Source organism: Polaromonas sp., assembly GCF_043778355.1.
Classification (GTDB): Bacteria; Pseudomonadota; Gammaproteobacteria; order Burkholderiales; family Burkholderiaceae_C; genus Polaromonas.
Genome location: NZ_JAYWHI010000036.1, coordinates 1 through 11,194, shown reverse-complemented (window position 1 = coordinate 11,194; position 11,194 = coordinate 1). Strand labels below are relative to the sequence as shown.

Annotated in this window: 12 protein-coding genes; 3 read left to right on the top strand and 9 right to left on the bottom strand. The window is 59.9% G+C overall.

What is annotated here, in order from left to right:
- The coding region (oxc, locus tag ACH2CW_RS06915) for an oxalyl-CoA decarboxylase (protein ID WP_395056457.1) at window positions 1-1,193 on the bottom strand (1,193 nt) is incomplete at its 3' end.
- Between the two features lie 253 nt (window positions 1,194-1,446).
- On the opposite strand from oxc, the gene ACH2CW_RS06910 reads away from it, so the two are divergent.
- Window positions 1,447-2,055 carry a Crp/Fnr family transcriptional regulator gene (locus ACH2CW_RS06910; RefSeq protein WP_395056455.1) on the top strand — a complete coding sequence of 203 codons (609 nt, stop codon included), beginning with the start codon at window positions 1,447-1,449 and terminating at the stop codon, window positions 2,053-2,055.
- 71 nt (window positions 2,056-2,126) lie between these two features.
- On the opposite strand, the gene ACH2CW_RS06905 is transcribed toward ACH2CW_RS06910, so the two are convergent.
- The 3 genes from ACH2CW_RS06905 to ACH2CW_RS06895 all read right to left on the bottom strand — a co-directional run bounded on the left by ACH2CW_RS06905 (window position 2,127) and on the right by ACH2CW_RS06895 (window position 5,352).
- Window positions 2,127-3,656, bottom strand: coding sequence for a tripartite tricarboxylate transporter permease (locus tag ACH2CW_RS06905; protein ID WP_395056453.1), 1,530 nt, complete (start codon window positions 3,654-3,656; stop codon window positions 2,127-2,129).
- 52 nt (window positions 3,657-3,708) lie between these two features.
- Window positions 3,709-4,230, bottom strand: coding sequence for a tripartite tricarboxylate transporter TctB family protein (locus tag ACH2CW_RS06900; RefSeq protein WP_395056451.1), 522 nt, complete (start codon window positions 4,228-4,230; stop codon window positions 3,709-3,711).
- A 111-nt stretch (window positions 4,231-4,341) separates the two neighbouring features.
- The gene (locus ACH2CW_RS06895) at window positions 4,342-5,352 is read right to left on the bottom strand and encodes a Bug family tripartite tricarboxylate transporter substrate binding protein (RefSeq protein WP_395056449.1); all 1,011 of its coding nucleotides are present in this window, start codon (window positions 5,350-5,352) and stop codon (window positions 4,342-4,344) included.
- A gap of 325 nt (window positions 5,353-5,677) precedes the next feature.
- Here ACH2CW_RS06895 and ACH2CW_RS06890 point away from each other — a divergent pair, with 325 nt between their 5' ends.
- Window positions 5,678-6,571: a hypothetical protein gene (locus ACH2CW_RS06890; RefSeq protein ID WP_395056447.1), complete on the top strand. Its 894-nt coding sequence runs from the start codon at window positions 5,678-5,680 to the stop codon at window positions 6,569-6,571.
- A gap of 29 nt (window positions 6,572-6,600) precedes the next feature.
- Here ACH2CW_RS06890 and ACH2CW_RS06885 read toward each other — a convergent pair whose 3' ends face one another.
- Genes ACH2CW_RS06885 through ACH2CW_RS06875 form a run of 3 tightly spaced genes read right to left on the bottom strand, consistent with a single transcriptional unit; the run spans window position 6,601 to window position 8,790 of the window.
- A complete protein-coding gene (locus tag ACH2CW_RS06885) occupies window positions 6,601-7,611 on the bottom strand; it encodes a 2-dehydropantoate 2-reductase (protein ID WP_395056445.1) in 1,011 nt (336 codons plus the stop codon).
- A gap of 21 nt (window positions 7,612-7,632) precedes the next feature.
- Window positions 7,633-8,400: a fumarylacetoacetate hydrolase family protein gene (locus ACH2CW_RS06880; protein WP_395056443.1), complete on the bottom strand. Its 768-nt coding sequence runs from the start codon at window positions 8,398-8,400 to the stop codon at window positions 7,633-7,635.
- Window positions 8,401-8,409: 9 nt separating this feature from the next.
- The gene (locus ACH2CW_RS06875; RefSeq protein ID WP_395056441.1) at window positions 8,410-8,790 is read right to left on the bottom strand and encodes a hypothetical protein; all 381 of its coding nucleotides are present in this window, start codon (window positions 8,788-8,790) and stop codon (window positions 8,410-8,412) included.
- 145 nt (window positions 8,791-8,935) lie between these two features.
- Between ACH2CW_RS06875 and ACH2CW_RS06870 the strand changes: the two genes are divergently transcribed.
- The gene (locus ACH2CW_RS06870) at window positions 8,936-9,886 is read left to right on the top strand and encodes a LysR family transcriptional regulator (RefSeq protein ID WP_395056439.1); all 951 of its coding nucleotides are present in this window, start codon (window positions 8,936-8,938) and stop codon (window positions 9,884-9,886) included.
- Window positions 9,887-9,892: 6 nt separating this feature from the next.
- Here the strand turns inward: ACH2CW_RS06870 and ACH2CW_RS06865 are convergent, their stop codons facing one another.
- Window positions 9,893-10,816 carry a methionyl-tRNA formyltransferase gene (locus ACH2CW_RS06865; RefSeq protein ID WP_395056437.1) on the bottom strand — a complete coding sequence of 308 codons (924 nt, stop codon included), beginning with the start codon at window positions 10,814-10,816 and terminating at the stop codon, window positions 9,893-9,895.
- 26 nt (window positions 10,817-10,842) lie between these two features.
- The coding region (locus ACH2CW_RS06860; RefSeq protein ID WP_395056435.1) for a sulfite exporter TauE/SafE family protein at window positions 10,843-11,194 on the bottom strand (352 nt) is incomplete at its 5' end.

Sequence of the window (11,194 nt, the reverse complement as noted above, 5' to 3'; positions counted from 1 at the left end):
TTGACCAGGATGGTATCGGGGCGCTGCGTGAAGATATCTTTCAGCGCGCCGAGTGCGCCGTGATAATCCATGGGGTTGTTGTTGTTCTTCAGGCGCGGCGCCATTTTGGCGACGTTGTCGACCACCTTGGTGCGAATGCACTCAGCCCACGACGTCGGCTTCACCCAGCCATCGCCGATACGCGAGAGCATGACGGCAACGACGGAGCTGATGTCACCGACAACGGGCGCGGCGATCTCGATGTTGCTGTCCATCTCGCGCGGTTCGATGTCGACCTGGATGAATTTCTGCGTGCCCGCGGCACCCCAGGTTTTTCCTTTGCCGTGCGAGAGCAGCCAGTTCAGGCGCGCGCCGACCAGCAGCACCACGTCGGCTTCCGGCAGCACGAAGGAGCGCGCAGCCGAGGCACACTGTTCATGGGTGTCGGGCAGGATGCCCTTGGCCATGGACATGGGCAGGTAGGGGATGCCGGTCTTCTCGATCAAGGCCTTGATGTCGGCGTCGGCCTGGGCGTATGCGGCGCCTTTACCCAGCAGGATCAGGGGCTTCTTGGCGCTCTTGAGCAGGTCCAGTGCACGCTTGACGGCGTCCGGGGCCGGGATCTGGCGCGGGGCTGCATCGATCACCTTGATCAGCGAAGCCTTGCCGGCCGCGGCGTCCATGGCCTGGCCGAACAGCTTGGCGGGCAAATCCAGGTACACCCCCCCCGGGCGGCCGGAGACGGCGGAGCGGATGGCGCGGGCGATGCCCACACCGATGTCTTCGGCATTGAGCACGCGGAAGGCGGCCTTGCACAGGGGCTTGGCGATGGCCAGCTGGTCCATCTCCTCGTAGTCACCCTGTTGCAGATCGACGATCTCGCGCTCGCTGGAGCCGCTGATCAGGATCATGGGGAAGCAGTTGGTGGTGGCGTTGGCCAGCGCGGTCAAGCCGTTCAGGAAGCCGGGGGCGGACACCGTCAGGCAGATGCCGGGCTTGCCGGTCATGAAACCGGCGGCGGCGGCGGCGTTGCCAGCGTTTTGCTCATGGCGGAACGAAATCACGCGCATGCCTTCAGCCTGCATCTTGCGGGTCAGGTCCGTGACCGGAATTCCCGGCAGCCCGTAGATGGTGGTGAGGCCGTTGAGTTTCAGGGCGTCGATGACAAGTTGAAACCCGTCGGTCTGTTCTGTTGATTGAGCGTCGTTTGTCATGATGGATGTCTCTTCGTTTGACTTCGGTAAGGATGGAGCAACAAGGCCGGCAGCATCAGGTTGCCAAAGACCCAGTGGTAAGGGTTTTCACTGGGGAATCGCCATCCCGCTACCTCAGCCGGACAGGTCTTTTGCACCGTCGGGGTATCATAGGAATCGATTCGGGTTTCTCTATTGACCACGGTCAATTTTCGGTGTATTCGGACCTTCCGGAGAAGACCAAAATCCGGATCCGGTTCAACCTTAAGTCGTCATGCTGTCTGTACAAAACCATCCCGATAGAAATGTCATTCGTGTCCAGCTGGGGCAAAACCTGGTTCTCAAGGGAATGACGGCAGAGCAAAGCGCTGAACTGGAGTCACATCTGGTGATCGTCGATAGCCAGAAAGGCGACACCCTGTTGCATCAAGGCGCCCACGAAATGGAGCAGTATTTCATCCTGGAAGGCATCCTGAAACGGGTGGTAACCAATCAGGAGGCCAAGGAGATGATTTTGCGTTTCGCCGACGAACGCGATATGGAAACGAGCTACGCGGCATGGCGTCTGGGAACTCCCACGCCTTACAGCACCGTTTGCGTGACCAAAGTCCGGGTGGCCAAGCTACCGCTGTCGGACTGGGTGGCCTTCCTCGAACGGCACTACGACATCAAGCAGTCCTTTGAGTATTACGTCATGCGCCTCATGAGCGAGATCATGGCGCACACCATCACACTGCATTTGCTGGATGCGCCAGGTCGGGTCAAGCGCTTCCTGCGTAAACACCCTGAGCTGTTTGATCGCATTCCAAAAAAAGAGCTGGCGTCTTACATGAACCTCTCGGCGGAAACCCTGAGCCGTCTGAAGCAGCGCGGAAAAATCTGACCAGCCGCGTGGCGGAGGAATAAAAAAAGCCGGGTGATCTACCCGGCTTTTTTGTTGGTGGGGCCAGACGCTCAGTCGACCGGCTGCTCCGCTGCAAATTCGTCCTTCTTGGGCGGACGAACCAGGGCGATCACGCGGGAGATCAGCGGCCACAACAGCAAAATCAGGGCCAGCGCGGTGATGCCGCCAACCAGCGGGTTGGACCACATGATGGACATTTCGCCCTGTGATACCAGCATCGCCTGGCGGAACGAGTCTTCTGCCTTGTCTCCGAGAACCAGCGCCAGCACCAGCGGTGCGAGCGGGTAGTCCAGCTTCTTGAAGAGGTAGCCGATCACGCCGAACAGCATCATGAACCAGATGTCCAGCATGGCGTTGTGGACGGTGTAGGCGCCAATCGCACAGATCACCACAATCACCGGCGCGATGATGGAAAACGGAATCCGCAGGATGGACGCGAACAGCGGCACGGTGGTCAGCACCACGATCAGGCCCACCAGATTACCGAGGTACATGCTGGCGATCAGCCCCCAAACGAAGTCTTTTTGCTCGACAAACAGCAAGGGTCCGGGCTGCAGGCCCCAGATCAGCAGGCCTCCCAGCAGAACGGCTGCAGTCGGGGAGCCGGGAATGCCCAATGCCAGCATTGGCAGCAGGGCGCTGGTGCCTGCGGCATGTGCTGCGGTTTCTGGCGCAATGACGCCCTCAAGTTCGCCGGTGCCGAACTTGGAGCCGTTCTTGGACATTTTCTTGGCCAGGCCGTAACTCATGAACGAGGCCGGTGTGGCGCCGCCAGGCGTGATGCCCATCCAGATACCGATCAACGAGCTGCGAACCGAGGTCATCCAGTATTTCGGCAGCTTCTTCCATGTTTCGAGCACCACCTTGGGGTCGATCTTGGCGCTTTTCCCGGAGAACGCCAGGCCTTCTTCCATGGAGAGCAGAATCTCGCCGATACCAAACAGGCCAATCACCGCGATCAGGAAATCGAAGCCGCGCATCAGGTCCGGAATGCCGAAGGTCAGACGCAACTGGCCGGTCACCGTGTCCATGCCGACAGACGCCAGCGCAAAACCGATGGTCATGGAGGCCAGGATCTTGAACGGCGACCCTTTGCCCATGCCGACGAAGCTGCAGAAGGTCAGCAGGTACACAGCAAAGAACTCCGGAGGGCCAAACTTCAGCGCAAACTTGGCAACCAGGGGAGCCAGGAAGGTGATCATCACCACGGCCACAAACGCGCCGATAAATGACGAGGTGAACGCTGCCGTCAACGCGGCGCCGGCCTTTCCCTGCTGGGCCATCGGGTAGCCGTCGAAGGTGGTTGCCACCGACCAGGGCTCACCCGGAATGTTGAACAGGATGGAGGTGATGGCACCGCCAAACAGGGCGCCCCAGTAAATACATGACAGCATGATGATCGCCGAGGTTGGCGACATCGTGAAGGTCAGGGGCAGCAGGATGGCCACTCCGTTGGCGCCGCCCAGGCCGGGCAGCACACCGATCAGCACGCCCAGGATGATGCCCACGAACATCAGCAGGATGTTCATCGGCGTCAGGATGACGCTGAATCCGTGAAAAAGCGAGTTTAGTTCTTCCATTTCGATGTCCGGTCAGTAAAAGTTCAATGGGTTCTGTGCGGGTAAGGAGGACTTAGTAGCCGAGGAAACTCAGCGGGTCGAACTGGCCCTTGAACAAGGGAACCTTGAACCAGACCTCAAACATGAAGAAAAACAACACCACCACTATCAGCGCGGTGATCACACTTTTGATGGGCGAAAACTTCCCGAGAATGATCATGAAAAGTGCGATGTAAACCGCAGACGCCACGTAGATGCCCACAAACTGGATCGCCAGCACGTAGACCATGGCCGGCAGCAGAACCGACAACACGCGCTTGAGTTGTTCGCCGTCGACGAACACGTCGGTATTTTTGTTTTTTCCGAAGAGGGCCTGGTACAAGGTGCCGACGCCGGAAATGCACAGGATGATGCCGATGTAAAAAGGAAAGTAGCCGGCGCCAGGGCCGTCACTGGTCCATCCCGATCCGAGGGCCCAGCTGCCCTGGAGAACCACGGCCCCCATGATGACAATACAGGTAGCGACTATCGCTTCGACGATATAGGTCGCGACGCCCGTGCGAGACTCCGCGCCGGTTTCTTGGTTTGGCTCCATGAGCAACTCCGTTGGATTTGAGCGCCCTGGACCAGGGCGAACTCGATTGAATGTCGGGCCGGCGTGTGCCGGCCCGCAGGAGAAAACCCCGCGAACGGGGGCCTTCTTTTCTTACTTCGCGATGAAACCGGCTTCCTTCATGAGTTCGCGGTGGCGCTGCTCTGCTGTACCCAGCCATTTTGCATATTCATCACCGGACATGGTGGTCTGGTTGAACGCGCCTTTTTCCATGTAGTCTTTCCACTCCGGTGTGTCGCGGATTTTCTTGAGCAGATCGACATAGAACTGCAGCTGGTCCTTGGTTACGCCAGGCGCCATGAAGATGCCGCGCAGCATGGTGTAGTCGGTGGGGACACCGGCTTCCTTGCAGGTCGGGATGTCGGCCCACGACTGGGTGTCGGTCACCTTGGCCTTGTAGGTCATGCGTTTTTCATCAAAGACGCACAGCGCGCGCAACTGGTTAGCGCGCCACTGGGCAACCGCCTCAATCGGGTTGTTCACGGACGAGTCGACGTGTTTTCCGACGAGTTGAACCGCCACTTCGCCACCGCCCTTGAACGGGATGTAGATGAACTTGGTGCCGGTGGCCTTTTCAATGCCAACGGTGATGATCTGGTCTTCCTGCTTGGAGCCGGTCCCGCCCATCTTGATCTTGCTCGGACCCGCGGCCTTCACGGCGGCCAGGTACTCCTTGGCATTTTTGGCTGGGTTTTCCGCGTTGACCCACAACACGAACTGGTCAAGCGCCATCATGGAGACAGGCGTCATGTCACGCCAGTTGAAGGGCACGCCGGTTGCGAGCGGTGTGGTGAAGAGGTTGGACAAGGTGATGATGATCTTGTGCGGATTGCCCGTTGCACCTTTCACTTCCAGGAAACCTTCCGCGCCCGCGCCGCCTGACTTGTTGACAACGATCAGCGGCTCTTTCATCAGCTTGTGTTTGATCACGATGCCCTGGATCAGCCGCGCCATCTGGTCAGCGCCGCCGCCAGTGCCTGCGGGTACAACGAACTCAACCGGCTTGGTCGGCTCCCAGGCGGCATGGGCTGACCCCATGGCCATCACCGCGATGGCTGCGGCGGTCGCAAGGCTGCTTTTGAGGTTGGAAAGTTTGATCTTCATTGCGTTGTCTCCTGTGTTGCGTAACTCGGATTTGAGGCTGGAACTTCTTGCTGACTTCCTCGCCAGAACGTATCACACCAATATGGTCTTACCAACTGGATAAAAAACTCTTGACGGGGGTCAAGTTTGCTCAACTTTCGAAGCGCGCTAGGGTTTGTCCGGGGGCGTTTCAGGCGTGTTTTTCTCCTCGCGCGCTCCTGTGCGTGACCGTGGGGCCGTGCCGTCGAATATTGACCGCGATCAAGAAGCGCCCGCGGGTCCGTCAGTAGACTGGTTTCGTTTTGTTACGTTGACAAAACGGCGTTATCAAACTCAGGCGGTAACCATGAAGAAACTCTTGTTGGCGGGTCTGCTTTTTTGCAACCTTGCAGCCCATGCGCAGTCGTGTGAAGGCGGGCTGTATCTGAATCCCCAAGTCATTCGTGGAGAGGGTTCCTCCCAAACCGAAAGCGCGTTGAGGGAGCTGATTGAGTTCGTCAAGCCGACCGGCCTGTCCGTCTCCACGGTCATCAACATCCGGGAAACGCAGGATGTGCTGACTGCCGTCAAAAAGGCAGTCCCGCCGTGTTGGGTGTATGGCAACCCGGTGGTGGGTCTGGCCTCGGGTTATCGCCCGGTGGCGATCAATGTGGATCCGATCCAGTCAGCCGTACTGATCCTGGCCGATATCGGAACCGTCAAGGACGGCAAACCCGTCGATCTGAAGTCCCTGCCGCCCGAGCAGCAAGCCAAGGTACTGGCCAAGCTTAAAACCACCAGTTGCTTCGGCATGAAAAGTGGCGTGACCACCTCACTGGTGAAGGCCGATAATTTCTGCGGTACGGTGGTGGAGGTCATGCCTCAGCAGGGGCTGGGACAAAGCTATCTGCCGACCAAGGCCGCTTTTCACTGGCAGGCAGATCGTTGGGCTGGACTGATCACCCGGCTTCAGTCTGCCCAGGCTGCCACCATGAAGAACCACCATGGAACGGATGAGCGGATTCACATGGCTCAACTGGTGGTTGTACCGGCGACCAATGCCAGCTGGGGGTATGGCATTTATGTACATCCCAACGCACCGGCAGATGTCGTGAAAAAGGCGACGACCCAATTTACCTCGCTGAAAACCAGCAGTCCCATGCTGCTTAAGGCGCTGGACCTCGGGGCCAAGTATGAATTTGCAACGCCTCCGGATTCAGCAGTTCAGGCGATGAAAAAATCGCTGGCTACCGGGTCCTGATCGCTCTGGGGAGCGGGCCCCTGTTGTCTTCATGCGGCGAGTTGCAGCCGCACTTGCCCGCTTTCCTCCTGCATGGTGCGGGACAGAAGCTTGACCAGCGCGTAAAGCGTGTCGATGTGGGGCGTAGGCGTTTGTGTCAGACGGCCAAGTTCCACCACGGAGCCGACCAGGGCATCAATCTCGGGCGCCCGCCCGGCCTCGATGTCCTGCAGCATGGATGTCTTGTGTTTGCCGACCTTCTCGGCACCTGCAATGCGTTTTTCCAGTGTCACACGAAATTCAATGCCTAGCTTGTGGGCAACCTCTTGCGCTTCGCGCATCATGCTCGCCGCGAGTTCGCGTGACAGCGGGAACTGGCAGATGTCCTGCAAGGTCGAGTGCGTCAGGCTGCTGATGGGGTTGAAGGTCAGGTTACCCCAGAGCTTGAGCCAGATTTCCGAACGGATGTTGTCAAGCACCGGCGCCTTGAAGCCCGCCCCGGAAAAACATTCGGAGATGCGCGCCACCCGCTCACTGGCTGTGCCGTCGAGTTCGCCCACCGGAAAGCGGTCGCCTTCGATGTGCCTGACCACGCCAGGCGCGACCAGCTCCGATGCCGGATAAACCACGCAGCCGATGACGCGCTGCGGCGGAATATTTTTGACCAGGATGCCGGTGGGGTCCACGCTGTGCACCTGGCTGCCCTCCAGCGGTCCACCATGCTTGTGAAAATACCAGTAGGGGATGCCGTTTTGCATGGTGACCACGGTGGTGTGCGGTCCGAACAGTTTGGGCAGATCATCAGCCACTGCCTCGACCTGGTGCGCTTTCATGGCGAGAATCACCATGTCTTGCGGGCCGGCTACCGCATAGTTGTTGGTGGCCTTGACATCAGCGGCGACATGTTCGCTGCCGTCATGCATGATGAGTTTCATGCCGTTCCTGCGGATGGCGTCCAGATTGGCGCCTCGCACCATGAAGGTCACGTCCTCGCCCGCCAATGCCAGTTTCACACCCACATAACCGCCGATGGCTCCGGCGCCAATGATCGCAATCTTCACACCCGTTCTCCCCAGAAATTGTTATTCAAAACGGTTGCTGAGCTTGCCAATGCCGGCAATTTCCACCGCGACGGTGCTGCCCGGCTTCATGGCGCCCACGCCCACCGAGGTGCCGCAGAGGATGATGTCGCCGGGGTACAGGGTGATGTCCTGTGAAATCAGGCTCACCAGTTGCGCGACTGAAAAGCGCATGTCGCTGATCGGATAGTCCTGGCGCACCTCTCCGTTCAGGAGCGTCCTGACCACCAGTTTTGCCGGATCCAGGCCGGTGGCAACCACCGGGCCGAAGGGGCAGAAGGTGTCAAAACCCTTGGCCCGCACCCACTGGGCAAAGGATGCGTCGCGGTTCAGGATGTCGGCGACGGTCACGTCGTTGGCGCAGGTGTAGCCAAACACATGATCGAGTGCTTCATGTTCCGGTACCTGCTTGCAGGTCTTGCCGATGACAATGCCCAACTCGCCCTCAAAAACCACTTTGCCGTCGCAAGGCGGTTTGCGGATGGTGCCGCCTGGCGCCAGATAGGAGTTCGGGGACTTGATCAGGTACAACGGCTCCTTGGGAACGGGCAGATGGAGTTTCTCGCCCAGCGCATGAAAGTTGTTCCACAAGGCGATGACCTTGGTGGGTTGAACCGGTGTCAGCAGTTCCACGTCGGTCAGTGGCACCAGGCGCTGGGTCGGAACAGCGTGAATGAACATGTCACCCTCGCAGACCTGAATCTGTTCGCCCTGCATCCTTCCGAACCGGATGGACTGGCCTTCCATGAAGCGCACCCAGTGATTGGTCATTCCATGCTTTCAGGTCAGCGCACGGGTCGCCGCTCGCAGCGAAGGCGAGGCGCAGGGGGCGTGGTGACGTGCTGGTGCGGACAGGTGCGTGTCGCCGGCCCAGCCGTAAGGCGCCGGAATGGCCCGTCGTCCCATACTCGCGTAGCAACGGGCCTGAGTGGTTTCGATGGCGCCCACCAGAAAGTCGGTTTCGTAAGCGCGCAGCAGGTGGGATTGCTCGGTCTCCAGGTAGATGCGCACGCCGTCGCGTCCGTGGACCTGCAGGCGGGCATAGGTGGCGGCATCCCAGTACCAGGTCAGGCCCAGTTCCTCGAACGCGGCGTTGTAGGCGTGGCGGTGGGCTTCGGCGGCCTGGCCGGCGGCGGTTTGGGAAAGCAGGGCATTGAGCATGGAGTTCTCCTCTTGGGGTGACGCTCTGGTCGAAGGGGCGGCGCTTTTGCACCGGGCTGAATGCAAATGTAGGGAAGAACGATGATTATCGATAGTAAAAGTATTTGATACTATCAATAACTTATAAGTTATAGATTGAGGCCGCATGAAAAACGCGACATTGCGCCAGCTCAAGGTTTTCGAGTCGGTGGCCCGGCATTTGAGCTTTTCAAGGGCCGCGGAGGAGTTGCACTTGTCGCAGCCCGCCGTCTCGATTCAGGTCAAGAAGCTGGAAGATCACGCCGGTCTGCCGCTGTTCGAGCAGCTCGGCAAGAAAATTCACCTCACGCCGGCAGGCATGGAGATGCTGCATTCCAGCCGGATCATCATCCAGCAGTTCAAGGAGGTTGAAGAGGCCATGGCGCAGTTCAAGGGCGTGGCCGGCGGCAAGCTCAATGTGGCGGTGATCAGCGCCGGCGACTATTTTCTGCCGCGTCTGCTGGTTGAATTCGCGCGTCGGCACTCCGGGGTCACGCTCGATTTCGGGGTCTGCAACCGGGAAGAGTTACTGAGTCAGCTGGGCGACAATCTGACGGACCTGGCCATCATGGTGCGCCCGCCGCTGGGCCTCGACACGGTCAGCGAAGCCTTTGCGCCCCACCCCTATGTGGTGGTCGCTGCCCCCGACCATCCGCTGGCCAGCAAGAAACGCATCACCTTGTCGCGGCTGGCGCGTGAGCCGTTTGTGGTTAGGGAAAAAGGCTCCGACACCTGGAACTCCATGGAGGAGGGTTTTGGCGTGTATCTGGCCGATCTCAATATCGCGATGGAAATCAAAAGCACGGAGACCATCAAACAGGCTGTGATGGCGGGCATGGGCGTGAGCTTTTTGTCGGCCCACACCATCAGCCGCGAGCTGCAGGTCGGCAGTCTCAGCGTGCTTGATGTGCAGGGGTTCCCGCTGATGCTGAACTGGTATGTGGTGCACCGGCGCAACAAGCGGCTGACGCCGGTGGCGCAGGCCTTCAAGACCTTTCTGATGAGCGATGGCGGCGCGCTGATCGAGCAAACCATCGGGTACCGGCCCAAGGCAGTGCCGGCGCGTCGCAGGAAGTGAGCGGGCTCAGGCCGCCGGGGTGACGAGCCCGCGCTCGCGTGCGAATTCGGCTGCATTCATTTTCGCGCCGCCTTCAGGCTTCAGCTTGAGCACCTCGATCTGGCCACCATGCGAGTTGATCAGCAAGCCGGAGTCTGTCAGACCGGCGATCTCGCCGGGCTTGCCGCGTACGCCGGCAAAGCCGCGCACCGGATGTTTGCGGCAGTCGTAGAGCCAGACGCGGGTGTCTCCGAGTACGGTCCAGGCCCCTGGCGCCGGGTTACAGGCGCGGATCAGGTTGTAAACCTGGTCGACATGGTTGGCCCAGTTGATGCGCGACTCTTCCTCGTGGTACCAGCCTTCGTAGCTGGCTTGCGACTCGTCCTGCGCCTGCTCCCGGTGCTGCCCCGCGGTGACCAGATCCGCCGCTTCCAGCAGGGCCGCCACACCCATGGGAAACAGCTTGTTGAAATAGAGTTCGCCCAGGGTTTCGTCAGGCGTTATGTCACACGCCTTCTGCAGCACCAGCGGGCCCTCGTCGAGGCCGTCGGTCGGACGGAAGATGCTGATGCCAGTGCGGGTTTCGCCCAGCGCAATCGGCCAGCTGATGGAGGAGGGCCCCCGGTGCCGGGGCAGCAGTGAAGGGTGGAACTGGATGGTGCCGCAGCGCGGAATGTTGACGAAGGTCTGGGGCGCGAACTGCACCACATAAGCCATCACGCCGATGTCCGCATGGAGGTCACGCATGGCTTGTTCGGCATAACTGCTCTTGAGGCTGCTGAACTGGAACACCGGCAGGTGCAGGGCCTGCGCGGCCACGCGCAACGCGTCTGGTCTGGCGCCGGCTTTCTCCGGCACACAAAAGACGCCGACCACCTCGTCGCCGCGTGCCAGGAAGACCTCCAGCACGGCTTTTCCGAATTCCTGTTGGCCGATGAATGCGATTTTCATTGTGGGTCGTCGGGGTCGGAGCTGTTTTAGCGGAACAGGAAGTATGCCGCGAGAATGTAGAGCACCACGGCGAACACTTTTTTGAGCGGCCGGATATCCATGCGGTGCGCCGTGCGCGCACCCAGCGGCGCGGTACACATGCTGGCCAGCGAGACCACGATCAGGCCCGGCAGGTACAGGTAGCCGATGGAGCCAGGCGGCATCTCCGGCATGCCCTGGCCGGCCCAGATGTATCCCAACGTACCTGCCAGTGCGATTGGAAAACCCAGCGCTGCCGATGTGCCTACGGCGTCGTGGATCTTCACGTTGCACCAGGTCATGAAGGGCACCGACACAAAGGCGCCGCCGGCGCCGACCAGCGAGGACAACATGCCGATC

Excerpts from the sequence above, each read along its gene's own strand:
- ACH2CW_RS06900 (WP_395056451.1), bottom strand. The coding sequence starts at position 4,230 with ATGGAGCCAAACCAAGAAACCGGCGCGGAGTCTCGCACGGGCGTCGCG.
- ACH2CW_RS06870 (WP_395056439.1), top strand. The coding sequence starts at position 8,936 with ATGAAAAACGCGACATTGCGCCAGCTCAAGGTTTTCGAGTCGGTGGCC.
- ACH2CW_RS06875 (WP_395056441.1), bottom strand. The coding sequence starts at position 8,790 with ATGCTCAATGCCCTGCTTTCCCAAACCGCCGCCGGCCAGGCCGCCGAA.
- ACH2CW_RS06890 (WP_395056447.1), top strand. The coding sequence starts at position 5,678 with ATGAAGAAACTCTTGTTGGCGGGTCTGCTTTTTTGCAACCTTGCAGCC.
- ACH2CW_RS06880 (WP_395056443.1), bottom strand. The coding sequence starts at position 8,400 with ATGACCAATCACTGGGTGCGCTTCATGGAAGGCCAGTCCATCCGGTTC.
- ACH2CW_RS06910 (WP_395056455.1), top strand. The coding sequence starts at position 1,447 with ATGCTGTCTGTACAAAACCATCCCGATAGAAATGTCATTCGTGTCCAG.
- ACH2CW_RS06905 (WP_395056453.1), bottom strand. The coding sequence starts at position 3,656 with ATGGAAGAACTAAACTCGCTTTTTCACGGATTCAGCGTCATCCTGACG.
- ACH2CW_RS06895 (WP_395056449.1), bottom strand. The coding sequence starts at position 5,352 with ATGAAGATCAAACTTTCCAACCTCAAAAGCAGCCTTGCGACCGCCGCA.
- ACH2CW_RS06865 (WP_395056437.1), bottom strand. The coding sequence starts at position 10,816 with ATGAAAATCGCATTCATCGGCCAACAGGAATTCGGAAAAGCCGTGCTG.